The following is a 23,582-nucleotide window of genomic DNA, read 5'->3' on the forward strand; positions in this document are numbered from 1 at the left end:
CTTTTTTTATAGTCCGATAAATAAGAACTATCTTTGTAAAAATGTTAAAAAGGATGATTGAAATGAATAAAAATGTATTCGTGGGAGTAGACATTGGTGGAACAACAGTTAAGTTGGCATTTATTGATGAAATAGGGACAATTCAACATAAGTGGGAGATAAAAACAGCTCGTGAAGAGGCAGGGAAATATATTTTACGTGATGTCTCTGAATCAATTTTAACTCAGGCCAAGGAATTTGGATTTAAGAAAAGTCAACTTCTTGCTGTTGGCGTTGGTGCGCCAGGTTATATAGATGTAGAAAATGGAGTTATCATTGAGGCGGTCAACTTGGGATGGAAGAATTATCCTATTCAAAAGGAATTAGAAGATCGTTTGCAACTACCAGCAGTGATAGATAATGATGCGAATGTCGCAGCCGCCGGGGAAAAGTGGAAAGGTGCTGGAAACGGAGCAGATAATCTGTTAGCAATTACACTCGGGACAGGAGTAGGAGGCGGCGTTATTGCTGGCGGAGAGATTGTTCATGGAGAAATAGGAATGGCTGGAGAGATTGGTCATATCACTTCAGTAAAAAGTGGCGGGGCTTCTTGCAATTGTGGAAAAACAGGTTGTCTGGAAACGGTCGCTTCTGCGACAGGTATTGCGAGGCTGGCAATGGAATCAGTGCATACAAACCCTCAAGGATATTTAAAACGTATCTTAGATGAACATAGAAACGTCTCTGCAAAAGATGTGTTTGATGGAGCAAATCAAGGTGATGAGCTGTCACTAAGTATCGTGAGGGATTCGACAGAACATTTAGGGTTTGCAATGGCTAATTTAGCAAATGCTCTTAATCCGGAAATAATTGTGATTGGTGGAGGTGTATCGAGAGCCGGTACACTATTAGTTAATTACATAAGGCAGTCCTTTGATAAATATGCGATTCCACTTATCGCAAAATCTACCACAATAAAGATTGCAACGCTCGGAAATGATGCAGGAGTAATTGGAGCGGCATGGCTTGCGAAACAAAAAAGTGCTCACGAAATTAGTATATAAATCTTATTATTAATAACTTTAGAACATCTAACTATTAGTTCGTTAATGGTTGATTAAGAGGTTGTGATACAAAGTTAAAAATCACTTTGTATCACAACCTTTTTTAACTTGAGAGTTAAGAATTTTAAAGTATTATATGCAAGTGAGATCAAAATTAAATGAATACTCTACTTCGTGAAGTTGCTTAGACAGATGAGGGGATTTATAATAGATTTACGTACAATAAAAACGCTATGCGTTATTCTTAAGTGTTAAATAACTCTTACGTAACTTATCATTTTAGGAGATCAAGAAAGGAAGTTTAAACATGAAAGGGAATGCAATTGTAATTATCCTGCCTGTTGTCGTGATGATTGGTCTTTTTTTGTTTGGTTATATGAGCATTTCTCAAAAGGAAAGTATTACAAATGAAGATTTACAACAATTAATCACTATAACAGCAACTGAAATGAATGAAAATACAGTTGAGGTTAACTGGCAATGGGGAGACTTTCCTGAAGAAGGAATTCAAGGAAACGATTATATTGAATTGTTTTTAAGTGAAGGAGAAAAAAACTTGAACTCTGTCATAGAAAGAATTGAAGTTAGTTTATGGCAAGGTAATCAAATTGTTTACGAAAGTACCGAGTTTTTTTTATCTGATAAAGGAATTGTTATACCCATTCCAAATGAAATGCAAGACGAACAAATTTTAGGTCCGTCCGGGCAAGTTACTTTACACTTCCCTGAATATGTAAGTGTAGCAACTGAGTTACGGTGGAGGTACTACCATACATGGGAGGAACATACGATTAACGAAGATAATGGCAAAAACATGGAAGATCGTTTTATAGATGAGCAAATACAAAGCTACTGGTCGGTAATAGGTAATTTATAAAATGTGGCTTTACGAAGGGAGTCTCATTTTTAAATGGTTAAGGGACTGTCGTTTCAAAAAGGAATAATATTTATTGGAAATAAATATATTGCTTGTTCGTATGATCATAAAGAAAAAATAGTAACATGGATAAAACCGGCTTCGCCTAAAAATATGTTGTACATTAGTTGGTTGGTCTTTAAAGCAATGCCAGTTTGGTATCATATATGTTTCTTTTTGTGGGGACTTTTAATTATTCTACCTTATGTAATGAATGCATTTGAAATGGAGAGAGTATATGGTTTACCAGTCTATAGTTTAATCTATTTTTTATTAGGAACACATTTTTGGTTTCCTAAAGAATTGAAAAAATATCATGGAGCTGAACACAAAGTGTTTAGCTATAATGGTGTTATTTCGGTAAGAAAACGAAAAGAAATTACTGAGGAAACAATTACGAATAGATTTTGCTCTACTAATGGTATTTTACTTTTCTTCCTTCTAGTCCCTTGTTTAACCGTAGGATTAAGGCTTATTAGCGTTCCTGACGTTTTGCAATGGGGAACGGTCTTGGCTCTTTTCGTGTTTCCGTTCGCAACATACTGGCTTAATAGGACAAGGGAAACGAAAGTACATCGATTCTTTCTAAAAATGTCCTATTGGCTTCAAAGAAATATTACAACGGAACAACCAGAAGAAAAGCACGTAAAAACCGCGATACGCTCTTATCGAAGATTAGCTATGAAAGAATTCCCTGGAAAATTACGACTAAGGAAAATGAAGAAAGGAGATAAGAAAATGGCTATTGCAGATGTGACGATTATGCCTTTGGGCTCAAAATCAACAAGTATGTCAGATGTTGTTGCTAAGATTCAGCAACTGTTAGAAGAGACGTCTTTACCTATTAAATATGAATTAACTTCGATGAGTACAATTATTGAAGGGGAGACGAAGGATATATTTCAGATTTTGCAAGAAATTCAAGAGGTTCCTTTTAGCATGGGGCATCAACGAGTTGCGGTGAATATAAGGATAGACGAAAGACGAGATAAACCTTCCTCTATGCAAGGTAAAATAGCTTCGGTTAATGAAAAAAGAGAGGAATAAAGGAGTATTTAGAACGTAGAAATTCTTTTTAAAAATAGATTGCTTTGTTTTAAACTCGAATCTGCTCGAGAAGGACGCTTTCCGCGAGGCAATAAATAAAAACCGAGCTTCTGGCAAATGCCCGAATGCTCGGTTTTTGAGTATATGTTTCGGATTAAACTGTTCCGCCACTACCGATAATCACTGAAATGAGTGTTCGAACAGAGAACCAACCAAAAACAGCGAATGAAATTGCTGCAAATCCGACACCGAAAAAGTTTTTAACTTTTAATTGGCTTATTAATCCCAATAAAGAAAATATCGCAACTAAAAGAGTGATAATTCCTAATACCATCTTTTTTTCCTCCTTTAACGTAATAAATATGGAATATCTTATGTAGAATTGATCCATTTTATCCTGTTACCTATTCTTCGCTTCACAAACATAAGTTCACTTATATTTTACTTTTTTTTTATGAATTTGTCGAGTATATGAAAGAAATACATTGATAAAATTGAGGGGATCGTAAAAGTAAGACGACTACTTTTAATTCTTTAGTTCTACCCTTTCGGAAGACTGCTTTTAAACGGATATAATAACGTAGTACAATAAGAGATATAATATTGGAAGGGGAAATAATACATGAACTGGAAACGTATCTCATTAGGACCTTTACAAACAAATGGCTTTGTCATTTACAATGAATCTAAGGAAGCTTTAATGATTGATCCAGGTGGGGATGAGGACAAGTTATTCACATTGCTGGCAGAGGAAGACTTAACTATCCTAGCGATATTGTTAACTCATGCTCATTTTGATCATATTGGAGGAGTAGAAGCAGTACGTAAGAAATATAAATGCCCTGTATACGTTCATGAGAAAGAAAAAGAGTGGCTTTCACAACCTGAACTTAATGGATCGGGATTGTTTCAGGGAATAGAGTCAGTAGTCGCCAATAAAGCTGAAAAAACATTTATGAAACAAGGTATATTAGAGGTTGGCAGTTTTAAGTGTGAACTTTTGGAAACTCCAGGTCACTCTCCTGGAAGTGTTTCTTTTTACTTTCCAAAGGAAAAGATAATTTTTTCAGGGGACGTATTGTTCCGTGGAGGTGTTGGCAGAACCGATCTTCCAGGAGGGAGTCATGATGTGTTGATGGAAACTATTCACGACAAAATGCTAACACTACCTGACGATACAATCGTAGCAAACGGGCATGGTCCCGAAACAACAATTACTGAAGAAAAAGAAACAAACCCTTTTATTAATGGATTCGGTTGGTAGGTAGAAAAGCGGAACCGACTGATCATAAGACTTAAAAAACTTGTTTTTCATTTAAAGCTTCAATACCATATCAAGGCTAAATAATGTAGTAGGGGGCTTTTAAATGACTAAATTCATACAGAAGTTAGAAAGTTTTTCGTCGCCTCCATGGACCTATGCTAAATTTATGAGCGTAGCACTTTACGATCAAGACGTGGGATATTATTCGAATAATAGAATTAAACTAGGGAAATATGGAGACTTTTATACAAGTAATCATGTGCATCCAGTTTTTTCTCAATCATTTGCAATGACATTTCTGGACATAGTGGAAAAAGAAAAACTGCCTTTAGCCATTTGTGAGTTCGGAGCCGGAGACGGTTCCTTTGCTCGCAGTACATTAACTTATATTAAGGATAACTCCCTAGAAGATGTTACTTATCTAATCGTTGAATCTAGTAGTTATCATCGTGAAATTTTAAGACAACAATTAGCACAATTCCCGGATAGCGTGAAAATATTCGCCTCGATGGAACAGATGCTGAGTGAGTTTACTAGTTTCCAAGGGATTATTTTCTCTAATGAGTTTCTTGATGCCATGCCTATTCATTTGATTAAGCAAACAAGACAATCCTTGTATGAGATTCAAGTTGAATTAAATGAAGATAGAGCGCTTGTAGAGAAGGAAATAATTTGTGAAAATCCACAAATACTTCATTGGATAGATAGATACGGCCCAAAACTGCCTGAATACTACCGGACGGAAATAAATCTGGAGATGAAAACGTGGATAGAAAAAATAGCTAGTTGGCTCCACAAAGGAGTAATTTTTACAGTGGATTATGGATATGAGAACAGGGAATTACTGTTTCCCGAAAGAAAGGATGGTTCTATCAGGGGGTATAAACAACATAAGATGGTCCGGAACCCTTTGGAAAATCCGGGTGAAATGGATATCACTTCTCATGTTCAGTGGGATGCTTTCCGACTGATTACTAAGGAGGTGGGATTAACCGAAGTGATGCATGTGAGACAAGATAAGTTTCTAGTTAAAGCAGGCCTTTTTTCTTTGCTAGAAACCTCAGCTGATGGAACATTAAATCCATTTTCAGATCAATTTAAAAGAAATCAAGCTATTCAAGCATTTGTCCACCCTGGAGGGATTAGTGCAGCTTTTCAGGTAAATATTCAAGAGAAAGGATTGGAGAAACAGCTCGATTATGCTTTGAATAAAACAAGATTCTTATAAAATAAAACCCCGTTCGGGTCATCCGACGAGGTTCAGGAAGTCTTAATGTCCAAATGAAGGTTGCATAATGAACGTTGTGTAATAAGTAAAACCGACAAAAAATACTGTTAAGTACGCACCGAAGATGTAAACATAAACTCTTTCTGTTAACTTTAAATAACTAACTGCAACAAATATGCCTGTCTGTGCAAAAAATAAAATGGCGGCTGAATGCATATCTCCAACCATGAAAAGCACAGCGAAAATACCAGTCCAAAAACCTAAAACTCTAAACATGCGATCCAAGACTTATCCCTCCTTATGTCAAATAGAACTATTATGAACGTATGTAGGTTCACCCTATTATAAATCGAACATCGTTTTTTGTAAACAATCTATAGGAATCAATTTTAGGGAACCTTTTAATATATAGTTACATTTACGTTATAATAATCTTATTGTTTGTCTAAAATGATAGTTGTATACGCACATGCCTTTTGGTTTTTCTCAAGCATAGTTGATTTTTCAGTAATGTGAATATCTGCGAAAAAATAACTGAATATACCATAGATAAGTGCATGGTGCATTTGGCATACTGCATTATTTTTAGGCGCTAGCTCCTTAAAAGTACAATTAAAAATCCGGAAAACCAGTTCACTCGTGTCTTCATTAAAATGAATTTCTGGATTCAAGCCTTGATTTAGGGCAATGTTTTCAATGAAATTAATTTTTTTTGTGGTATTCATTAGATCTATATTTTCATCGAAACTCAAAACAAAGTCACGTGCAACTTCAAATCCAAAACGGTGACCTGTGTCTACCAATGCCTTCTCTCCTGCTTCACCTAGAGAAGACAAAGAATTGATAGCAATTTCACTAAGCGTTGATAATCTCTGTAAGGAAATTGTAGACTGACTAGTTCATCAGAAAGTTGATAAGAACGGCTTGGACGACCACTTTCGCCAGTTTTTTTCGTGCAAGATACTAGCATGTTAACGTCTTCTAGTTTGGTTAAGTGAAGACGGGCAACATTTGGATGGATATGAAAACTTTCAGCAATTTCCTGGACAGTGACTTCACGATGCTGACGAGCGATAAACTGATAAATTGAAAATCTAGTTGGATCTGAAAGGACGCCAGTAATTTTGAGAGTTTGCTCAACCATTACAAATTCACTCCTCACTTCATTTAAACTTTCGTCTAAGTATATTATAATACAGAGGAGTATATTATAATGGTCATTATAGATAAAGATGTGACTAATTTAGTAAAGTTTTTTGACTGTCTTTTTTTGATTAAGGAAGAGCATAGGAATTTAGTGGTATGAAATTAGAGGTTTATTTCCTTCTAAAAGAAGGAATAAGATATATAGCCTAGAATCATTACATAATATAAACTAAGGGAGGAAGATGATTATGAGTAAGATGGATACAAAAGATTTTGCAATAGGTGCTATTATTGGAGGTATTGTTGGGGCTTCAGCTGCAATGCTTTTAGCTCCCAAATCCGGAAGTGAATTACGGTCGGATATTAATGATAAAGCAACAGTTGCTAAGGATTTAACAGTAGAGTTTTCAACTGCAGCTAAGGAAAAAGGTACCGAATATAGTCAATTTGCTAAAGAGAAATCCGATGAGTGGACACAACTTGCTAAAGAAAAGTCAGATAATATTTCTAAGTTAGCAAAAGATTCTTGGGAAAGAGTTGCTGACAAAACAACTAGTGTTACAGAGAAAGCTAGTGATATGGGTGACGATTTAGCATCGGATGTAAGAGAGATTATGGAAACAGAAAAAACTGAAGGTAAAAAATTAGCAGATCAAGTTGTAAAAGAAATTGAAGATACAAAAGAGCGAATTCAAAATGATGTTAATGAACTTAAAGAAAATGAAAATAAAGATCTATAATAATTAAAAAGATGTACCAAATGGTCACTTATGACCAAATTGGTACATCTTTTTTTTATACTAGAATTTATAATTTTTCGGTTTTTAGAGATTGTTGTTTGTTTGGAAAATCTGCCGTATGGTAGAGGAATTCTTCTAAACAACCTACGAGGATAACAAAGTAACTAATTAAATATAAAGATTAGTTTATCTTAAAAAATTTATTTAATAATAAAGAAGGAATTAATCATTTTGTGTCGAATGTATGTTTTACAGGGTTAAGAATTTATAAAATTAGCAGCTACCTTCACGCCGCGCGTATCAAGGGAAACCCACCCCTGATACTTAAAAGATGGCGGCGGAAGCTGACGCTGTATTTAACAAAAGACGGCTATGCCGTTTTTCTCAGAAAACTTAAAAAGGATGTGGTAAGAACTGATGGATATTGAACAGAAAACAAGAAAGATTGTCGAGCGAGCGCTTCAATATGGTGCTTCAGACATTCATGTAGTCCCCGATAAACTAGGAGGAATGTTACGATTTCGAGTAGATGGGCGATTAGTGGATATGGAAATAATGCCAGAAATATTTATGAAAAGAATGATCTCACATTTGAAATTTGTATCCGGGATGGATATTGGTGAGAGACGTCGACCCCAAAATCAAGGATTAGAGTTAATCGTTAACAATCAAAAGGTATTTATGAGACTCTCAACATTTCCATCCTCCGCTATGGAAAGTTTGGTTATCCGCTTGTTCCCCCTTGAAAGTGAAAAAGAAATACTTCAATTATCCTTATTTCCAACTCAAACGAAAGAGCTACTAGAATTAATAAAAGTAAAACAAGGATTAATTATCCTTTGTGGTCCTACCGGGGCTGGAAAAACAACCACTCTATATTCATTGCTCACAAAAAGAGTCAAAGAATCCCATGAAAATATTATTACGCTTGAAGATCCGGTAGAGCAGAAACAAACTAATTTTTTGCAAATGGAGATTAATGAAAAGGCAGGAATAACATATGCCAGTGGATTAAAAAGCCTGTTAAGACATGACCCCGATTTAATTATGTTAGGTGAGATTAGAGATCCCGAAACGGCAAAAATGGCGATACGGGCGTCACTTTCTGGTCATCCAGTCAATGTAATAGGCACATACATCCCTAATTAAAGGTAATATCCTCAATGATAATGGAATCCTTGGATCTTTTTTGGTTCGTTTTATTTATAATTATTTCTTTAACGGACAACTGTATGAACTGTTTCTTTTCTGCCTGAGTAAGGCGTCCCCACGAAGAAGAAATATCTTTTAACTCCTCGGAGGAAATGGAAGTAGATTTATCAGAGTCTAAGTAAAGAGCTTCTAATTCCAACTTAATTTTTTTCTCGCGATCTAATTCCTCTCTAGACCTTTGATGGAAATCTTCGTCAGAGATTTTTTCATTCGCCCAAGCATATTGCCATTTGGATCGTCTCTTTTCAATTTCACTTAATTCTTTCTCGTATTCATCTTTTAATTTTTCAGATTCGATTAGGGATTCATTTACGATCGCGTCACCATGTTCAGTTAGATCCCAACCACTAAGATGTTTTTGAAACTGATAATCTAAATAGTTTTCAGAGACATTAGGGAGATCACATAAACCAAGAAGACGATTCTGACAATAGTAAGAATAAGAAGTGTAAGACTTTTCATTTCTTGTAATCTTTGATTGTCTTCCCGATAAACTTTTACCGCAACGCGCGCACTTTGCAATTTTACTAAATGGATAGGAGCTGGTAGCTGACCGGGGGTGAAATCCACTTCTTTTTTTCATGATTTCTTGCACCAGGTTAAAAGTATCTTTTTCAATAATAGCGGGAACCGCATTTTCAATTTCAAAATAGTTCTCTTTATTCTTTCTATAGTTATATCTAATAGTCCCTGTATAAACGGGATTATTTAAAATGTATCTAACGGGCCCCTGCCTCCAACTATAGTCACGCTTTGACTTTACTTTTCTTTGGTTTAAATTTTTGGCGATTCCGAAGATACTTTGACCAGAAGTGTACAAAGTATACATTTCTTTAATAATCTTTGCTTCAATAGGGTTTATCTCTAGCCTGTCCAGACCTGATTTATTATAACCATAAGGGGGTGTATTACTTACCCATTTACCCTCTCTTGCTTTTTGTTCCATCCCGAAACTAATCCTTTCCCCGGTGTTTTCCCTTTCCCACTGAGCAAGGCTAGCAATTAATGTGACGAATAGACGTCCGGTAGCAGTGGTTGTATCGTAGACCTCTGTAGCGGATTTAAACTTGACGTCATGCTTTTCAAACAACTTAATCATCTCATATAGATCAAGGACAGATCGGGTAAGTCGATCTAATCGATAGACCAGGACACAATCAAAGACGTCTTTATCTAATGATCCTAGCATCCTTTTTAATTCTACTCGGTTCATATCCTTCGCACTTAATCCTTCATCCACATAATACTGTACAATGTCCCATCCCTGTGACACTGCATAGGCTTCTAGCTTCATCCTCTGAGCCTTGATGGAATAACCCTCTTGCACTTGTTCGTTCGTAGATACTCGAATATAGATTGCTACTCTCATTTGTAAGACCCCGCTTTCGCTTGTTCATAAATTTTCATTAACCTAAGTTCACAAATCTGGGGAGTTACTTTAAAAGTTTCTGCTAAATAAGGAATGATATACTCCTGTCTTAAATCGATGTGACGAAGCATGTGGAAAGGAATAGCAGCATACCCAATAAACCGATTAGCATCCCATTCTTGAAGTTGTCTAAAAGCCTCTGGCATTATTCCTAATTGCCATCCAGAGTGACGAAGTATGTGAGCGAGCTCGTGAAAGAACACTTCTCTTTGCAACTCGGAATTTAATCGACCGTCTAACGTTATAGATTTAAAATTTCCACTTTCATAAGAATTGGACTTTAAAGGCTTTATGAAAAGGAAAATATTTAAATGAAACGTGATAATCTCTTCATCAATATCATCGGGTGAAACAAAACCAATATTTCTATAAAAATTAGTTATCCATTTCTCTAACGGAGTTGGATGGTACTTCATCAGATCACCTCTCATTCTATAGGAACGTTTGTTCTATATGTCTTTATAAAAAATAGCCTAATAAATTAGGCCAAATGTAAATTAATTTAGCAAAGTTGCAAGAACCATTGCAGAGATACCAATTATAGCAGTAATAACTAAACCAACTGTCCACTTAAAAGTTGACTCAACTTTATTTTCCATGTTATCAACTTTTTTATCAATTCTATCTTCAATTTGTTTATTAGAATCAAGAGCCTTAGTTATAGCTTCATTAACTCGTTTTTCACTAGCTTGTGTAGTAGCAATCATGGTATCAACTGCCTTATCAACTCGCAGAATTACATCGTCTAGTTTTTTTTCAATTCGGTCTTCAGAACGTCTTTGATCATCTCTGTGTTCATCTTGACGTTTTTCTAAATAGTCCATTCTTGGTTTGATATCGTCATTACTAGTCATCTCTGACTCCTCATTCCTTCTTTTATTTCTATTGTCATATTTGCCATCTTCATTACTAGCAGATGTGACGGATTTGGAAATCTGGAACTCTTTAAGAATTTCTTCTTTTATATTTAATCTAGGTATATCAATATTTGGAATGTATAAGGGTATACTATCATTAGCATATTTAAAAGAAACATTTTTGAATCTAATATCTTTAATTTGAAAATCACGAGTATAAGAACTATGCCTAGGCTTATGGGCCTTTTGCTTAATTTTATCAGATAAGTCGATTATATTTCTAGTATCATAATTATATTTTTTTACCTCACTCATTTGTTTCAGTACTTTCTATATTATCTTTTAATATTTCATCAATTTTAACCTGGAATTCACGAAGAGATTCTTTAATGTTTTCTTTCTCATCTTCATCTGAATTCTCTTTGGTAATCAATTCGTACCCCTTTAAACCGGCTTTCATAAAAACTTCCAGGCTTGTATAGTCGTATTGTGCAACGAATGAATGATCGTCTGCTCTTAATAAATTTATATATAGGCTGTTCCCTTTCAGATTAGCATCGGTTCCTACTAACATGAAAGGAGAGAAAGAATTTCTAAAATAACTATTTGAAAAACCTTCACTGTACAATGACTTAATTGCTCGGAAAAATAATTTATTTTCTAACTGTAATTCATAAAAAGGCAGACTGTTATCTTCAGGATTGATTATAAGAAAAGCTTCTATTGCTTGGGTATATATATCATTCCCTAAAAAAGAAATATCAAATTCATTTGAATTATCCTCAATGAAATTGTTAACCGCTTTTTCAATATAATGTTTGTATTCATTATGCCCAGTAATCTCTTTATCTAATGAAATAAGGTTTTGGTTCAATTTATCTACTAATTCTTGATCCATATATATTTCTCCTTTAGTAACTAGATTTTTGTGGTATTATTACTTGTATTTTTAATGTCAAGATGAAACATATTGATCCCTTTCTCCTATTAAAATAAAAACACACAAATAAGCTTGTGCGTGTCTGGTTGTTTAAAAATAAATTAGAATATAAAGGCGTTATATCTGGTGGTTATTTATATTACTTTTTTTTATTTTCTTGAGCTGCCTTATATCTTAAAAACTCCAAGTGCTTCTTCAACTCTTCCATTTCTTCTTCAGTAATGTTCCCCTTATCATAAAAGAACAGATTCTCATCTAATTGACGCTCTGGTTCATATGTAGGTTTATCAGTTCTTCCCATAAGATAATCGGTAGTTACCTCAAAAACGTCAGCAAATTTATTTATCTCATGATCTTCTACTGGCCTTTTCCCTGATTCGATCCTGGAAAGGACACTATTGTTAATACCTACTTTCTCCGCTAGAAATAATTGAGACCAATCTTTCTTATCTCTAAGTGATTTAATTCTTTGACCAGTAAAGGACATAACCTCACCGCTTTCTGTATTAACTGAATTAATTTTATCACTTTTTCCATTACAGAAAAATACATTTGTTGAAATAGCAAATTTATCATTGACTTTGCTGAAATAGAAAAGTATTATAAGGGTAAGATAATTGCTAATACAGCAAAGGAAGGAGAGCCAAATGGAAAAAATTAATCTTGAGTATATTAAACAGCGTCGTAAAGATCTAAACATTAATCTTCAGGAAATGGCTGTTTTATTAGGGTTTAAAAACGCTTCAACATATATGAAATATGAAAAAGGTGAATATTTGTTTAAAGCAAATCAATTGCCATCAATTGCAAAAATTTTGAAGTGTGAGATTAACGAACTTTTTTTGAACAAAACTTTGCTAAAATAGCAAAGAAGTAAATTAGCTTAACTTTCACAGGTTACACAACTTATCAAATTTAATGAAAGGAGATATAAGCATGGTTGATCAGAAAAAAGAACCTTCAGAAGAAGTGAAGCGCAGGCTTGTTGTTTTCTTGAGTACCTGCGAGTCGTTAAAAAACATAGCGCGAGAAAGAGAGGAGGACCTCAAAAATGCTTAGGATAAGCGATTTTAAATTAACAGGTGATGTCGATCGGTTAACAGAGCATGAGCAAAAACGCTTTATATCAAGATTGTACGAAGCTTTAGACAAAGCCGTTTATTGGAATTTAAAGCATCTTACCAGGAGGTTTAAATACAGCACATCAGCTAAAGAATTAGCGGATGGTTTCAACAGCGAACTTCACGGCATAGAGATTGCCCTACTTATTTTAAATATTAGAGTTAACTACGCTGAGTTGGATCATATGAATGGTAAAAAAATAGCAGAAGGAATCCTTGCTAAATTTGAATCACCACTTGAACAGCAAGCTTAATCGCTTGTTTCTCTTTTTACCCAAAATTGCAGAATATGTTGGAGTTATATGTAATATTCGTAGTAATTCTGTAAGTGAACAACATATTTCGATAGTTTTTAATTCATTCGCCACATAGATTTATAGATATATATTTTTCAAAGGACAGTATTGAAAGTTGAATTTAGCTTAACAACTACCTTTAGTGTAAATAAATTGACTTGGCAAGTCTTTTCTAAATTAGAAAACTTTCCATATTAGAAAGGTGGTGAACTATGTGAACGTTGGAGCTGTATTAAGAGCGGCTCGGAAACGTGGAGGATTCACTCAAGAGGAACTAGCATACGAACTTCACATGACTAACAGCTGTATCAGTAAACTAGAAAACAATCACCAGAAGATAGACATTCCAACCTTTATACAATGGGCAAACATTACGAATGCGAAGGATATCATGATAGCAACCCTTTGTGGCGTTGATCCCATTACGATTACACAGTCTCTAGAAGCTATTGCTAGACTGTTTGGAAGTTAGGGGGGGATGACAATGACAGATGACATTAAAGACGCAATTGGTAGTGTAACAGGAGCTTTTTTCTTAATATCTCTAGCAATATATTTTATTAATTTCGCGCCATTAGGAGGCATTTAAATGAAAGCAACGCCATTACTTAAGATGTCAGATCAAGAAGTACATTTCATTATTAATACGAGTATTACATTCAGAGAGAATTTAGAGAGTCAGGAAAAAGATATGTTTGATATCGGATTTTCAAAAGTAGTTCATTCTAGAAAATACACTGAGTTGGATTCTATGGAAATGATGATGATCTCGAAGGCTTTAAAGAAAATTAGTATCGAATTATTTGAGAAGTATGGGAAAAACGGAATGAGAAAAACGAGGCAGACATTAATTAATCTTGCTCATGTGATCGATTTTGAGAGAATCAATCACCAAATGAAACATCATCCATTAAAAAAGAAAAAACTGACCGCTTAGCAGAGCGAGCAGTTAGAAAGAAAAACAAAATTTATAACCTATATTTAATTATACATTCCTTTAAATTAAAAGGCAATAGCGAGCATTTTCTCGGCTTTGCCGATGAGTTTATACCACGATAAATATGTTTCTCCCCTTCATTATCGTGGAGTGGATTCATCGGTGCAGCTGGCACCCGGAAGGAAGTAGGAAAATAGAGAGGAAAACAAAATGGATAACCTTAAACAGCCTAGGAAAATATTAATCCCTGAATGGTGTTATACAAATGATGTTCCAGATAAAGAAAAAATATCTGCATACCTAAATAGAAGCTATCCAGAAGTCCGGTTCGTCAGATTTCAAGATAGGTTCATGATATGCGAAGGGAGGTATAAGTAATGACCGTAAAAGAGCTTGTATACACAAAAGGCGACCAGGTTGTAACGGACTCAATTACACTTGCAGCTGCTTTTGAAAAACGTCATGACAAGGTTTTGAGAGACATTCGTAATATAAGATGTTCTGAAAAGTTTGGACTCACCAATTTTGGAGAGTCCAAATATCAGAATAAACAAGGAAGAACAATGCCAATGTTTATCTTGACATATGAAGGCTTTTCAATGGTGGCAATGGGATATACAGGGGAGAAGGCAATTGAATTTAAAGAGCGATTTATCAATGATTTTAAAGGGACTCGCTCAAATATGGAGAGTCGAGATAAGATGGTTGGTTCGGATAATGTGAGTCACTTGATCGAGTCTTATGAGAATCAAATTACAATTCGCTCAGCTCAACAAAGATACATTCAATCTATTGTTCAAAACCAAATTCATTCGTTGTTTCCAGAAGTAAAAGATGCTGCTAGAAGAAAGTACTATTCGAAATTGTATCAAGATTTGAAAGTGAAATTCAGCATACAGTCATATCGAGACATTCGTTTAAAAGATTATGAATCTGCTAAGGTTTTTATCCACTCATGGAAACCTTTGAAATTAAATGATTCCTTGTAGGAGGTGAATTTTAAGTAACATATTTTATTAAGAGGAGGATTTAACATGTCAACAAAGATAGTTGAATTAAATACATTTGCAAGTGGTGCTTTAGCGGAAAGGTTTAATGAAGAATTAATAAAGATATTGCAAAACATTGCAGATCCCAACACAGATCCAGGCAAGGTGAGGACACTCACGGTAAAAGTGAAATTTTCAGCAGATGACGAACGTAACCTCGCTAATGCTCTTATTGAAGCTAGTTCTAAGTTAGTTTCTGCCAGAGAAGTACCAGCAAAAGTTCTTATTGATTATGACAAGAATGGCCAACTTACGGGTGCTGAGTTAAAGAGTGGAGTACCTGGTCAAACGTACTTAGAAGAAGATGGCGTTTATAACGATACTGGTGATAAGATTTATGATTTTAAATCCAAAAAAGAGATAGCGAAAGGGGAATAAATAATGATTAAACAAGCACTAGAGTACATCGTTGGTATGGGTAAAGCGGAGATTCATAATGAAAATGGACAAGCATACTCGGACAAGGAGTTACACCTATTAAAACAACCTGTACCAAATAAATTGAGCGTTAGTAGCCTTTCTGGACTCGTTGACTACATTGAATCAAATTTTGATACTAACGAAAAAGTAATGATTCACGTTAATAGTCCGGTAGAGGTTTCGTGTTTTTCAATGGTGAATGACGATATGAGACGTAATCATTGGATTACAGCTGAAGCATGGGTACCTGAGTTTCGCTTTGATCGATTTTATGATACGGAAACAATAAATATCAAATTACAGTCTACATTTGTGAAAAACGAAGATCGGGATATTATGCTGCAAGTCGTTGGAAGTATTCAAGAAGAAGCTGTCCAAACCATAGGAGACGATGGGACAAGTCAATCTGTCATTGCTAAAACGGGTGTAGCTAGTGTCGGGAAAGCCAAAGTTCCTAATCCTGTTAAATTAGCACCGTATCGAACGTTTGTCGAAGTATCACAGCCAGAGAGTGCTTTTGTCTTCCGTATGCAAAGTGGTCCAACGTGTGCACTATTTGAAGCAGATGGCGGCACATGGAAGTTGGAAGCGATGAACAATATTAAGGAGTATTTACAGGAGCAGCTGCTAGAATTAATAAAGTCAGAGAAAGTATATATTATCGGATAAATCAATCGATTATTATGACTCCCCAATTTTGGGGAGTCCCCAAAAAAAGGAGGAGGACGATATATGAATACAGGTAATTCAATCGTTGATTCTATTGGGAGAATGCATATATCAGGGACAGTCATTCCCTTTCCGTGGTTTCAACAACTCACATTTTCAAGCGGGAAGCCACATATACCAGCAATACTAATACTTGCTGATGTTCTTTACTGGTACAGACCTACTGTTGAACGTGATGAAGACACAGGATCTGTAGTAAAAGTGAAAAAGAAGTTTGCAAAAGATATGATGCATCGTAATTATAAGGCTTTCGCTGAGCAATTTGGTATTTCTAAACGTCAGGTAAAAGAGGCTTGCGACTATCTGTCTGAAGAAGGATTGATACGGAGGGAGTTTAGGAGTGTAATTGCTAAAGGTCAGGTTAATAACAATGTCATGTTCATTGAACCTTGTCCAGAAAAAATATCAGAAATAACTTTTACCCTCCTACGTTCAGATGTACCACCCTATTACGATGGAAAGGGGGAGTCTCCTACATTAAAACGTAAGACAAATACATTAATTACTACAGAGATTACTAAAGATATTATTGTCTATCTTAACGATAAAGCAGGAAAGAATTTCAAGGCAACAAATCAAAAAACAAAAAAGTTAATACAAGCTAGGTTAAACGAGAGTTTTGTTTTAGAAGATTTTAAGCAAGTCATTAATATCAAAGTTTCGGTTTGGAAAAATGATTCAAGGATGAACGCTTACCTACGTCCAGAGACATTGTTCGGTACAAAGTTTGAGTCTTACTTGAATGAAAAAGCATCAGAAACTGATAACGATGATCTTTATGCATTCGCAGAAAAATTAGAGGAGGGAGAAGATGACGAGTCGTGAAGTAGTTCAACTAATAGAGCAGATAGATGCTGCTTATCCAGGGAAGATTAAAAAATCTCAAGACACAGTAAAGGTTTGGTTCCGTCACATGAAAAATCAAGATGTTGATCGTGTGGTATGGCGATTGGATAACCATATTTCTCGTTCCCCATTCCCTCCAACAATTCATGACTTAAAAGAGCAGATTCGACCGGAACACGATAAAGGAGTAGTAACACGTATCAATGATTGGCAAAAGAAAAAGACTACTGGACCAACGGATGAGCAAAGAAAAAAAATATACGAATTTCTGGATTTTAAAAAGGGGGATTGAGAATGAGCCAGTTTAATCCTGAAGCAGAAAAAATGTTACTAGGATGTATCTTAACTGATAGCGCTATAGCAAAAGAAATTAGTCTTAAACCAGAGCAAGTGTCGGTGATTCACAAACCAATCTTTGAAGCGATACAAACTATTACGAAAAATGGCGATCAGGTTGATCCAGGCACGCTTTACGAAACACTTGGTATGAGTTTCATGACTCAAATTGATCTAAATGAAATGGTACAAGCTGTCCCATCTCCGGAGGCATACAAGACCTATGAGTCTACTATTCTAAGGGCGTGGAAAAGGCAGAAAGTCAGAGATTTATCACAAGGATTTTTGGATGAAACCAGAGAGATTATGAATGATGAACAAACGGAACAATTTATCGATAAATTAAATACAGTCAATGCAGATGTTGTTGAGGAAGAAGAATTTGACTTAAAAAACCTTCTATTTAATATTTTCGAAAAAGCCGAATCAGGTGAATCCAAAATGGGACTTCCAACTGGATTTACTGAGTACGACAATATCACTTCAGGACACAAAAAAGGTGAGTTAATTATTGTTGGCGCAAGACCTTCCGTCGGTAAAACCGCATTTGCTTTGAACATGGCTTCTGGGCACTTAGAACATAACGGATTCGGTCACTTATATTCACTTGAAATGGGAGAAGAATCATTTGTTAATCGGATGATATCTGCCACAGGAAGAGTTGATTCTCACAAAATGATGGACCCAAAAGAACGTTTTGATGATGAGGATTGGAACCGTTTCTCTTATGCAATTGGCGAAATAGGAAAACAAAATATGAACATCGTGGATAAATCATCAATAAAAATATCAGAAATATATGCAAGAACACGAAAGCTCATGAGAAAACATCCAGATAAAGATCATTTTGTGATAATCGATTACTTGCAGCTGCTTCAACCAGTTGTGAAGAAAAACAATCGACAAGAAGAAGTGAGCGAAATGTCTCGATCTTTGAAAATCATGGCTAGAGATTTGAACATTCCTATTATCGTATTGTCTCAACTTTCTAGAGGCGTGGAGTCACGACAAGATAAACGTCCGATGCTATCAGATTTACGAGAATCTGGAAGTATAGAACAAGATGCTGATATTGTTGCCTTTCTTTATCGAGACGACTACTATAATGCAGAATCTGAGAATAAAGACATCATTGAAATTATTGTTGCTAAACAGCGAGAAGGTCCGATCGGGACTGCTGAACTTGCCTTCATCAAAGAATATAATTTATTCACAAACTTACATAGGCGATTTTCAGCATGACAGTTCGAGAGTTGTATAATCAAGCGATTATAGGGAATTATCCTAGCTTAGTTCACTTAATTGAATGGCTTATACATGAAAAAAGGTTTCTGACAATGGATAGGGATGCTAGAAACATAGAGTATTTGATGAATCATCCCACTAAAAACATATGGTCAGAAGCATCACCCTATATCGCTAAAAGGAAAGGACTGACAATCAATGGAACTTCGAAGACAAACTCTGCTCCAGGAGCTTAGACTATTAAAATTCTATGTATCTCGTGATGGAAGGTTGTTAACCCAATTATCTCTTCAGGAATTAGAAACAGAACGTTATAGATTACCTGAAGAAAAAGAGTTGAAGGAGGATTTCAATGATTAAACGAGAGAAGGGAGATCAATACCGTCCTCTTGTTAGAGTAATGAAACAGAAAAAGGGTGTTCCTACCGTTATTGAGTTAAGTGGTAGAAGATACACAATGACAAATGAATCTCATATTAGAGGGAATCGAGAATATAACCGGAGGAAGTAGGATTTCTAGAAAAATAAAATTTATAACCTAAGGAGAGATATATAATGGCAAGTAAATTTATGAGTGCAATAAAGAAGGCAGAAAAATTTGGTGAATTGGCAGGTGATGCAAAGGCAGCGAAAAATGGAGGATTAACAAAAAGAGTGGCATCTAGAAAAGCGAAGAATAGCTTCATGAAAATATTCAAATAAAAAACCAATCCTCTAGGATCGGTTCAATAAATACTAGACACATTTATTATACCATTCGGGAGGGGTCAATGTGAAAGTTAATCAAGAGAAAATGACCGCAGAAATAAATTTGATGGAGAATAATACTTACATTGTAAAAGAAGGAAGAATTGAAGTTGTCGATGCTCTTCCCCAGGGTTTTGGGAAGCAGATCATTAGTTGGCAAAATGGAAAGCCAGTTCACACTGATATATCTTATTCAAAGAAGCTTTAAACACTAATATAGATGACTAAGACAATTGCATTCTATGAAACTAGCTCGAATTTCATGTAACTTATCAATATGACTCCATAAAGCAGTAAGTAGATAGTCGACCGATACTGTGAAGGGGAATTGATTGCTACTTTTACGAGTTTGATAAAGATATTAGTAATTCGAATAGATAAACGTCCTCCCAAAATGTAATATTATTCTTTATCTATATTTCGGTTGCAAATTTCAACTTCCAAAAACAATAAAAGGTCTTTCAAATTACTATGTTCTCTTTCATTATGAATTTCCAAGAAATTCTTAGAGCTTTCATATATGCAGTGAAGCTCATGGTCAAAAAGTATATCTAAATTTTTAGAATCCATAGTTGTCACCTCTTTTTTTATGGGAGGACCTTTAAATACTATTACCCTTTAATTAAGGAAAAATGTCGTATTTTGTAGAGGAAATATTTTCAGAGGAATGTACCTAAAATATTGGATAAGAATTGTAACTTTTGTGCCTCAACACAGTGTGATAGGAGGATGATGATGTATTTACATGGTACAAAAAAAAGTGAAAATTGAATCATGAAAATTAATAAAAAGCGAGCGCTTATTTAGAATCGCTCGCATCAAAAAATTCTAGTAATGTTTAACGAAAGTTGCACCGACAATAATTAACAAAATGAATAAGACTACAATTAACGCAAAACTAGAGTCTTTTTTTCCCGCTACAGGAGAGACATATCCATAATCACTCATTAGTAAAACCACCTTTCGTAAGGGATAGTACATCTTATGTAATAAGGTAAAAACGATGTAGTTAATTGCGGATAGATAGAAAAAACAATCGAATTAATCATGGACAAATGAGGAAGACATTGGCTGATGAACAGTCCGAGAAAACAACATATTGAATAAGCCTATCGGAAAAACCGAGGGCATCATTCTCCAAATTTGGGGAGTGGTGTCCTCTTTTTTATTTGTATTTGATCAAATAATTTGGAGGGGATCTACGTGAAAGAGCTAATCAAGGAGTACAAACAGTCACTAGATTGGATAAAGAAAGCTTTGGAATCAGCGGATGATGAAGATCAAATGTACCTTAAGCAAATGAAGTCAAATTTAGAATTTAGTATTGAATGGATGAAGGTCGGCCATGCTCCAGGAGTCGTTAGAGGTATTGAAAGAAGAGCTGTTTATGAAAGAGAAAAAGCCTTTGATCCATTATTAATGCAAAAATACTTTAGAACCGTTGAAAATGACTACTCCTGGACAGAGAAAAACGGAGAAGAAAGTCTAGTGACACCGTTTGATATTGAAAGAATTGATGATGCTCTTTCCGTTCTCTCTGCAAAAGAGAAAGAAATGTACTTAATGGCAAAAGGAAACTGCTTAACTCAATATCAAATTGCTGAGTATTGTGGTATCTCTAGGAACACAGTGAAAACAACGATTGAACGAGCTAATAAAAAAATAGCTGCTCATATTTCTATAAGTCTCTTCTCATTTGTGGGATGAGGATTTTTTGTCACCCAACTGCCCTTAATTAATAAGAGAATAATTTATTGGAGGTGATATCATGTGAATGTTGTACAGCCAATTAGAGACCCTTATGTTATTGAAGGTATCAAATCGTATTTAAAAATAAGAAGTATGAGGAATTATCTCTTTTTTTGTTTCGGTATCTATAGTGGATTAAGAGTTAGTGATCTTCGGAAGCTTCGGGTATGGATGGTCAAAGGAACACACATCAATATAGAAGAGCAGAAAAATAGGCATCAAAAAAGGTTCATCATTCATCCTAAGATCAGAGACGACTTAGATAAATTTATTTCTGGGAAAAGAGATGATGAATTTTTATTTGCTAGCAGACAGGTCAAGACTAAAAGCCAGTTGAGAGGTCTGCCTATTGATCGAAGTACAGCTTACAAAATGTTGAATGAAGCAGCTAGTCAATTTAATTTACGAGAAATTGGATGCCACACGATGCGTAAGACTTGGGGATATCACCTGTATTTACAAAACCCTCACAATTTAGCGTTACTAATGGAGATGTTTGGACATAGCGATCAAACAATAACTTTACGTTATATAGGCATCACCCAAACGATGATGGATGCACAGATCGTCATGTTGTAACGGCTGAATGAGTGCTTCAGAAATACGTGAATTTGGCACCCATTTTAAACGACTTTAAAAAATACAGAATTACCAATGGTTTAACTAATTTTATTCAGTTCAACAGAATATACATTGTGGTTCACCCTAGATACAGATATTAGGAGAAATAAGGGTTATTTTCGTATAGTTATTTTCAATGTAATTAATTGAAATTAACATCGATTATAAGGTGTCTAGCGAGTCGCTCATGAGTCGTTTTTTAAAAACGTGAAAACAAACTCAATTAAGCTTGGAGGTGGGGTGTGTTCCTTGGCTAGACCTATGAGTCCTAATCGACTTAAAGCATTAAAAATATGGCTTAACAGTGGAAGAGAAAAGAAACCAAAGGAAATTGCAGAGGAATTAAATACAAGTTCCGAGCAAATTCGTAAATGGAAAAGCGTGGATCGATGGGATGATATTCCTGTTACAGAACCGAAACGAGGCGCACCTTACCGAAATAGAAACGCAATAGGAAATAAGGGTGGAGGTGCACCACTTGAAAATGAAAATGCCATTAAGCATGGATTGTTTCGTAAATGGCTACCAGATGATGATGAGTTAAAAGAAATTTACGATGCAACCAGAGATGGAATGAGCATGCTTGATATTCTATATGAAGAAATAATAGTAGGATTCACTAATTTTATACGTGCTCAAAAGATTATGTACGTTAAAGATCCCAACGATATGACAAAGGAATTAAAGAAAGAAAAATACTTTAAAGAAAAAGCAGAAGTTACAAAAGATGATGGTGAGATTGTAGAAGAGTATGTAGAGACAAGTGGTGAAAGAGAGTACGAGATTCAATTTGCTTGGGATAAACAAGCCAAGGCTCTTACATCACAAGCAGCTGCAATGCGTGCATTGAATAGCAAAATAAAACAGTATGAAGAAATGATTCGTGCTTTGCCACCTGATGAAGTAAAAGAAGAGCATCGATTAAGAGCGAACAAACTAAAAGCTGATATTAAATCAGTGGAATCAAAGGCGTGGTGACATGGCTAAACATGCTGTAATTAAATCTTTCTATGCTTCTAAAGAATGGATTGCACTTCGACTGCTGCTTATTATTGAGCGTGGAAATAAGTGTGAACATTGTAAAGAGATCATCTCAAAGTCTAAGGATTTGATAGGTCACCATACGGTGGAGCTTACACCTGAGAATGTACATGATCATAACATTAGTCTTAATCCAGATAAGATTGAGATTGTTTGTTTCGACTGTCATAACAAAGAACATAAACGTTTTGGATATAAAGGTGCGAAAGAAGTCTACCTTGTCTATGGTCCACCAATGAGCGGGAAGACTACATTCGTTAAGCATCAAGTAGAGCGTGGGGATATCGTTGTTGATATAGATTCATTGTATAGTGCAGTGTCGATGTTACCTGACTATGATAAGCCAGACAATCTATATAACAATGTCATAGGGATTCACAGTCAACTACTGGACAACATTAAGACTCGGTATGGTAAGTGGCATAATGCTTGGATCATTGGAGGATATGCTGATAAGTATAAGCGGGAAAGATTAGCTAATGATCTAGGGGCTGAACTTATATACTGTGAGGTTGATAGAGAGGAATGTATTAGGAGGTTGGAACACGATGAAGTAAGACAGTACAGGAAAGACGAGTGGAAAGGATACATTGATAAGTGGTTTGAATCCTACACTAATTGAG

The 23,582-nt window shown here is 35.3% G+C and carries 35 protein-coding genes and 1 pseudogene; 26 read left to right on the forward strand and 10 right to left on the reverse strand.

Features of this window, described 5'->3' with window-relative positions; all coding sequences use genetic code 11:
* The first annotated feature begins 62 nt into the window (after positions 1-62).
* From ACHABW_RS02425 to ACHABW_RS02435, 3 genes are all read left to right on the forward strand, one after another.
* Positions 63-1,043 (forward strand): ROK family glucokinase, encoded by a 981-nt coding sequence (locus ACHABW_RS02425; protein WP_435753876.1) that lies wholly within the window; start codon positions 63-65, stop codon positions 1,041-1,043.
* 307 nt (positions 1,044-1,350) lie between these two features.
* Positions 1,351-1,920: a hypothetical protein gene (locus ACHABW_RS02430; RefSeq protein ID WP_435753877.1), complete on the forward strand. Its 570-nt coding sequence runs from the start codon at positions 1,351-1,353 to the stop codon at positions 1,918-1,920.
* A 33-nt stretch (positions 1,921-1,953) separates the two neighbouring features.
* Positions 1,954-3,006, forward strand: coding sequence for an MTH1187 family thiamine-binding protein (locus tag ACHABW_RS02435; RefSeq protein ID WP_435753878.1), 1,053 nt, complete (start codon positions 1,954-1,956; stop codon positions 3,004-3,006).
* 154 nt (positions 3,007-3,160) lie between these two features.
* Here ACHABW_RS02435 and ACHABW_RS02440 read toward each other — a convergent pair whose 3' ends face one another.
* The gene (locus ACHABW_RS02440) at positions 3,161-3,340 is read right to left on the reverse strand and encodes a DUF2759 domain-containing protein (RefSeq protein ID WP_435753879.1); all 180 of its coding nucleotides are present in this window, start codon (positions 3,338-3,340) and stop codon (positions 3,161-3,163) included.
* Positions 3,341-3,628: 288 nt separating this feature from the next.
* Here ACHABW_RS02440 and ACHABW_RS02445 point away from each other — a divergent pair, with 288 nt between their 5' ends.
* Both ACHABW_RS02445 and ACHABW_RS02450 read left to right on the forward strand, forming a co-directional pair.
* The gene (locus tag ACHABW_RS02445; RefSeq protein WP_435753880.1) at positions 3,629-4,270 is read left to right on the forward strand and encodes an MBL fold metallo-hydrolase; all 642 of its coding nucleotides are present in this window, start codon (positions 3,629-3,631) and stop codon (positions 4,268-4,270) included.
* Positions 4,271-4,373: 103 nt separating this feature from the next.
* Positions 4,374-5,498, forward strand: coding sequence for a class I SAM-dependent methyltransferase (locus ACHABW_RS02450; protein WP_435753881.1), 1,125 nt, complete (start codon positions 4,374-4,376; stop codon positions 5,496-5,498).
* 42 nt (positions 5,499-5,540) lie between these two features.
* On the opposite strand, the gene ACHABW_RS02455 is transcribed toward ACHABW_RS02450, so the two are convergent.
* Together ACHABW_RS02455 and ACHABW_RS02460 are read right to left on the reverse strand one after the other, a co-directional pair.
* A complete protein-coding gene (locus tag ACHABW_RS02455; protein WP_435753882.1) occupies positions 5,541-5,783 on the reverse strand; it encodes a DUF2626 domain-containing protein in 243 nt (80 codons plus the stop codon).
* A 149-nt stretch (positions 5,784-5,932) separates the two neighbouring features.
* Positions 5,933-6,642: pseudogene (locus ACHABW_RS02460) on the reverse strand (helix-turn-helix transcriptional regulator).
* A gap of 250 nt (positions 6,643-6,892) precedes the next feature.
* Here ACHABW_RS02460 and ACHABW_RS02465 point away from each other — a divergent pair.
* Positions 6,893-7,384: a YtxH domain-containing protein gene (locus ACHABW_RS02465; RefSeq protein ID WP_435753883.1), complete on the forward strand. Its 492-nt coding sequence runs from the start codon at positions 6,893-6,895 to the stop codon at positions 7,382-7,384.
* A gap of 417 nt (positions 7,385-7,801) precedes the next feature.
* Positions 7,802-8,533 (forward strand): ATPase, T2SS/T4P/T4SS family, encoded by a 732-nt coding sequence (locus ACHABW_RS02470; protein WP_435753884.1) that lies wholly within the window; start codon positions 7,802-7,804, stop codon positions 8,531-8,533.
* On the opposite strand, the gene ACHABW_RS02475 is transcribed toward ACHABW_RS02470, so the two are convergent.
* The 5 genes from ACHABW_RS02475 to ACHABW_RS02495 form a co-directional block, all read right to left on the reverse strand.
* Entirely contained in the window at positions 8,526-9,965 is a 1,440-nt protein-coding gene (locus ACHABW_RS02475; RefSeq protein WP_435753885.1) for a recombinase family protein, read from the reverse strand. The two genes, ACHABW_RS02470 and ACHABW_RS02475, sit on opposite strands and share 8 nt — an antisense overlap.
* Positions 9,962-10,441, reverse strand: coding sequence for an ImmA/IrrE family metallo-endopeptidase (locus ACHABW_RS02480; RefSeq protein ID WP_435753886.1), 480 nt, complete (start codon positions 10,439-10,441; stop codon positions 9,962-9,964). Before ACHABW_RS02480 ends, ACHABW_RS02475 begins: the two co-directional genes overlap by 4 nt.
* A gap of 81 nt (positions 10,442-10,522) precedes the next feature.
* Complete coding sequence (locus ACHABW_RS02485) at positions 10,523-11,197, reverse strand: hypothetical protein (protein WP_435753887.1); 675 nt, start codon at positions 11,195-11,197, stop codon at positions 10,523-10,525.
* Complete coding sequence (locus tag ACHABW_RS02490) at positions 11,190-11,780, reverse strand: hypothetical protein (RefSeq protein ID WP_435753888.1); 591 nt, start codon at positions 11,778-11,780, stop codon at positions 11,190-11,192. Before ACHABW_RS02490 ends, ACHABW_RS02485 begins: the two co-directional genes overlap by 8 nt.
* 181 nt (positions 11,781-11,961) lie before the next feature.
* Complete coding sequence (locus tag ACHABW_RS02495) at positions 11,962-12,309, reverse strand: helix-turn-helix domain-containing protein (protein WP_435753889.1); 348 nt, start codon at positions 12,307-12,309, stop codon at positions 11,962-11,964.
* A gap of 160 nt (positions 12,310-12,469) precedes the next feature.
* Here ACHABW_RS02495 and ACHABW_RS02500 point away from each other — a divergent pair, with 160 nt between their 5' ends.
* From ACHABW_RS02500 to ACHABW_RS02570, 15 genes are all read left to right on the forward strand, one after another.
* A complete protein-coding gene (locus tag ACHABW_RS02500) occupies positions 12,470-12,688 on the forward strand; it encodes a helix-turn-helix domain-containing protein (RefSeq protein ID WP_435753890.1) in 219 nt (72 codons plus the stop codon).
* Between the two features lie 70 nt (positions 12,689-12,758).
* Positions 12,759-12,881 (forward strand): hypothetical protein, encoded by a 123-nt coding sequence (locus ACHABW_RS02505; protein WP_435753891.1) that lies wholly within the window; start codon positions 12,759-12,761, stop codon positions 12,879-12,881.
* Positions 12,874-13,197 carry a hypothetical protein gene (locus tag ACHABW_RS02510; protein WP_435753892.1) on the forward strand — a complete coding sequence of 108 codons (324 nt, stop codon included), beginning with the start codon at positions 12,874-12,876 and terminating at the stop codon, positions 13,195-13,197. The genes ACHABW_RS02505 and ACHABW_RS02510 overlap by 8 nt, the downstream gene beginning before the upstream one ends.
* A gap of 256 nt (positions 13,198-13,453) precedes the next feature.
* A complete protein-coding gene (locus ACHABW_RS02515) occupies positions 13,454-13,711 on the forward strand; it encodes a helix-turn-helix domain-containing protein (RefSeq protein ID WP_435753893.1) in 258 nt (85 codons plus the stop codon).
* A 117-nt stretch (positions 13,712-13,828) separates the two neighbouring features.
* Positions 13,829-14,176 (forward strand): hypothetical protein, encoded by a 348-nt coding sequence (locus tag ACHABW_RS02520; RefSeq protein WP_435753894.1) that lies wholly within the window; start codon positions 13,829-13,831, stop codon positions 14,174-14,176.
* 377 nt (positions 14,177-14,553) lie between these two features.
* Positions 14,554-15,165 carry a Rha family transcriptional regulator gene (locus ACHABW_RS02525; RefSeq protein ID WP_435753895.1) on the forward strand — a complete coding sequence of 204 codons (612 nt, stop codon included), beginning with the start codon at positions 14,554-14,556 and terminating at the stop codon, positions 15,163-15,165.
* 45 nt (positions 15,166-15,210) lie between these two features.
* Positions 15,211-15,603, forward strand: coding sequence for a replication terminator protein (locus ACHABW_RS02530; RefSeq protein WP_435753896.1), 393 nt, complete (start codon positions 15,211-15,213; stop codon positions 15,601-15,603).
* A gap of 3 nt (positions 15,604-15,606) precedes the next feature.
* Positions 15,607-16,314 (forward strand): hypothetical protein, encoded by a 708-nt coding sequence (locus ACHABW_RS02535; protein ID WP_435753897.1) that lies wholly within the window; start codon positions 15,607-15,609, stop codon positions 16,312-16,314.
* Between the two features lie 63 nt (positions 16,315-16,377).
* Positions 16,378-17,199, forward strand: a complete 822-nt coding sequence (locus ACHABW_RS02540; RefSeq protein WP_435753898.1) for a conserved phage C-terminal domain-containing protein — start codon at positions 16,378-16,380, stop codon at positions 17,197-17,199.
* Positions 17,186-17,512, forward strand: a complete 327-nt coding sequence (locus ACHABW_RS02545; protein ID WP_435753899.1) for a hypothetical protein — start codon at positions 17,186-17,188, stop codon at positions 17,510-17,512. Before ACHABW_RS02540 ends, ACHABW_RS02545 begins: the two co-directional genes overlap by 14 nt.
* A gap of 2 nt (positions 17,513-17,514) precedes the next feature.
* Positions 17,515-18,798, forward strand: coding sequence for a replicative DNA helicase (locus ACHABW_RS02550; protein ID WP_435753900.1), 1,284 nt, complete (start codon positions 17,515-17,517; stop codon positions 18,796-18,798).
* Positions 18,795-19,037 (forward strand): hypothetical protein, encoded by a 243-nt coding sequence (locus ACHABW_RS02555; RefSeq protein ID WP_435753901.1) that lies wholly within the window; start codon positions 18,795-18,797, stop codon positions 19,035-19,037. Before ACHABW_RS02550 ends, ACHABW_RS02555 begins: the two co-directional genes overlap by 4 nt.
* Before the next feature lie 116 nt (positions 19,038-19,153).
* A complete protein-coding gene (locus ACHABW_RS02560; RefSeq protein WP_435753902.1) occupies positions 19,154-19,312 on the forward strand; it encodes a hypothetical protein in 159 nt (52 codons plus the stop codon).
* Between the two features lie 44 nt (positions 19,313-19,356).
* Positions 19,357-19,503 (forward strand): hypothetical protein, encoded by a 147-nt coding sequence (locus ACHABW_RS02565; protein ID WP_435753903.1) that lies wholly within the window; start codon positions 19,357-19,359, stop codon positions 19,501-19,503.
* A gap of 70 nt (positions 19,504-19,573) precedes the next feature.
* On the forward strand, positions 19,574-19,756 hold the full coding sequence (locus ACHABW_RS02570) for a DUF3954 domain-containing protein (RefSeq protein ID WP_435753904.1): 183 nt from the start codon (positions 19,574-19,576) through the stop codon (positions 19,754-19,756).
* A 194-nt stretch (positions 19,757-19,950) separates the two neighbouring features.
* Here ACHABW_RS02570 and ACHABW_RS02575 read toward each other — a convergent pair whose 3' ends face one another.
* Together ACHABW_RS02575 and ACHABW_RS02580 are read right to left on the reverse strand one after the other, a co-directional pair.
* On the reverse strand, positions 19,951-20,118 hold the full coding sequence (locus ACHABW_RS02575) for a hypothetical protein (protein WP_435753905.1): 168 nt from the start codon (positions 20,116-20,118) through the stop codon (positions 19,951-19,953).
* A 258-nt stretch (positions 20,119-20,376) separates the two neighbouring features.
* Positions 20,377-20,496 (reverse strand): YjcZ family sporulation protein, encoded by a 120-nt coding sequence (locus tag ACHABW_RS02580; protein WP_435753906.1) that lies wholly within the window; start codon positions 20,494-20,496, stop codon positions 20,377-20,379.
* A 255-nt stretch (positions 20,497-20,751) separates the two neighbouring features.
* On the opposite strand from ACHABW_RS02580, the gene ACHABW_RS02585 reads away from it, so the two are divergent.
* From ACHABW_RS02585 to ACHABW_RS02600, 4 genes are all read left to right on the forward strand, one after another.
* Entirely contained in the window at positions 20,752-21,255 is a 504-nt protein-coding gene (locus ACHABW_RS02585; protein WP_435753907.1) for a sigma factor-like helix-turn-helix DNA-binding protein, read from the forward strand.
* Between the two features lie 63 nt (positions 21,256-21,318).
* On the forward strand, positions 21,319-21,876 hold the full coding sequence (locus ACHABW_RS02590; protein WP_435753908.1) for a tyrosine-type recombinase/integrase: 558 nt from the start codon (positions 21,319-21,321) through the stop codon (positions 21,874-21,876).
* A 291-nt stretch (positions 21,877-22,167) separates the two neighbouring features.
* Positions 22,168-22,896, forward strand: coding sequence for a phage terminase small subunit (gene terS, locus ACHABW_RS02595; protein WP_435753909.1), 729 nt, complete (start codon positions 22,168-22,170; stop codon positions 22,894-22,896).
* 1 nt (position 22,897) lies between these two features.
* Positions 22,898-23,581 carry a hypothetical protein gene (locus ACHABW_RS02600; protein ID WP_435753910.1) on the forward strand — a complete coding sequence of 228 codons (684 nt, stop codon included), beginning with the start codon at positions 22,898-22,900 and terminating at the stop codon, positions 23,579-23,581.
* Position 23,582: the final 1 nt, after the last annotated feature.

The organism is Salipaludibacillus sp. CF4.18 (assembly GCF_051262595.1).
Taxonomy (GTDB): Bacteria; Bacillota; Bacilli; order Bacillales; family Salisediminibacteriaceae; genus Salipaludibacillus; species Salipaludibacillus neizhouensis.